The sequence below is a fragment of the Roseivivax halodurans JCM 10272 genome, assembly GCF_000521785.1.
GTDB classification, from domain to species: Bacteria; Pseudomonadota; Alphaproteobacteria; order Rhodobacterales; family Rhodobacteraceae; genus Roseivivax; species Roseivivax halodurans.
In genome coordinates this window covers 1-1,450 of sequence record NZ_JALZ01000109.1, presented here as the reverse complement: position 1 = coordinate 1,450, position 1,450 = coordinate 1, and the positions used below count along the sequence as shown (strand labels likewise).

Here is a 1,450-nt window from a genome sequence, read left to right as displayed (position 1 = left end):
ATTCAACCGGTCGTCGCAACACCTACGATCATATCCTGTTTGAGCAGCCGGTCGAGAGCCTCTGCAGGTGATTGCCAGCCCAGCGTTTTCCGAGGTCGTGTGTTGAGTGCATGGGCAACGGCGCTCAGCTCTTCGGCGCCATGTTGGCTGAGATCCGTTCCCTTGGGGAAGTACTGGCGGAGCAGACCGTTGGTGTTTTCATTGCTGCCGCGTTGCCAAGGGCTCTGAGGGTCGCAGAAGTAGATCTCGAGACCGGTATCTATCCGCAGCTGCGCGTGTTGGGCCATCTCGGCCCCCTGGTCCCAGGTCAACGAGCGGCGTAAGTGTGCAGGCAGGCTGCCGATCGTCCCTGCGATGGCATCCCGGACGGCCTCGGCGCCGTGGCCGGCAAGGGCTGGCCCATTCCTGACAGACTTGGTCGTCCCGTGCCCCTCCATGCGCGGCAAGTGTAGGAGCATGGTAAAGCGGGTCGTGCGTTCGACCAGCGTGCCGATCGCCGAGCTGCCGAGACCGAGAATGAGGTCGCCTTCCCAATGACCGGGAACAGCCCTGTCACCGATCTCCGCCGGGCGGTCGCTGATCATCAACGCGTCGGTAATGAAGGTCTTGCCGCGGCTCCGGGATCGTTCGCGCGGCAACCTGAGTGCGCGGCCGGAGCGGAGACAGGCTGAGAGCTCTCTCCTCAGCGCCCCGCGTCCTTGAATGTAGAGCGCCTGGTAGATGGCCTCGTGGCTGATGCGCATTGTCGGATCCCCGGGGAAGTCCACCTTCAGGCGCTGCGAGATCTGCTCCGGACTCCAGGCAGATGACCAGCGTCGGCTTTGCCGGTGAACAGCCCGCCGAGCTTTCCATACCACAACAGGACCGTCGAAGGCGATGCCGTCCGGCGTGGCAATGAGGCCGGATAGCCGGTCCTGCACGTAGTCGCGCAGGGCGAGATTGACCGCGAGCTTGCCGGCCTTTGGACGCTTGGCCGCACGATCTGCGTGCCACTGCGCGGCAATAGCTCGATAGTCGAACTCTCCGCCGCGTGTCGCCGAGTTGCGCCTGATCTCACGAGAAATCGTGCTCGGAGATCGGCCCAGCTTGCGCGCGATCGCCCGCACGCCGGAGCCCCGAGCGCATTCGAGGGCTATCTCCTCGCGTTCCACGAACGAAAGGCTATGGTGCTTCGGCACAGGAGCCGATGGCGCAAGATGTGTAGGAGGCATTCCGCCAGAACTCCGAAACCATCGAGTTCCGACCGGAGCGGAAACACCTGCTGCAACAGCGGCTTCTTCGCTGGACAGCCCCGCTGCAATCTCCCGCCAGAACCGGCACAGATGCTCACGCTGCCAGACTGGTGGCCGACCTGGCGAGGATAATTTGCGTCGCGTCGAACGCTCCGACTTCCGTCTTCCTGACATCAACAACACCTCCAATAGCGGGGTGTTGCGACGACCGGTTGAAT

General features: G+C 63.3%; 1 protein-coding gene. It reads right to left on the bottom strand.

Annotated elements, in window-relative coordinates; genetic code table 11:
• Positions 1-2 precede the first annotated feature (2 nt).
• Complete coding sequence (locus OCH239_RS21335; RefSeq protein WP_084782783.1) at positions 3-1,406, bottom strand: IS30 family transposase; 1,404 nt, start codon at positions 1,404-1,406, stop codon at positions 3-5.
• Positions 1,407-1,450: the final 44 nt, after the last annotated feature.